Consider the following 221-nt stretch of genomic DNA (forward strand, 5'->3'; position numbering starts at 1 on the left):
TACTATGGTGATGAAAAGCATACACCCGTTGTAAAACAAAATGGAAATACTCTAATTATTGAAAGAAAAAAAGAATTTTCATTCTTCAACTTTAATTGGAATTGGACTGCAAGCAAAGTTGAAATCTATGTTCCAAAGGATGCTTTAATTGAAGGTAATTTAAATTCTGTTAGTGGTAATATTGAAGTAAATGCTACATTCAATAATGAATACTTAGAAAC

1 protein-coding gene is annotated in these 221 nt (G+C 28.1%); it reads left to right on the top strand.

The features are described 5' to 3' along the window. Positions 1-221: DUF4097 family beta strand repeat-containing protein (locus RSB60_RS08435; protein ID WP_332615722.1), on the top strand; the 221-nt coding region annotated here is incomplete at both ends.

This window comes from Anaerorhabdus sp. (genome assembly GCF_036657415.1).
Lineage (GTDB): Bacteria > Bacillota_I > Bacilli_A > Erysipelotrichales > Erysipelotrichaceae > Anaerorhabdus.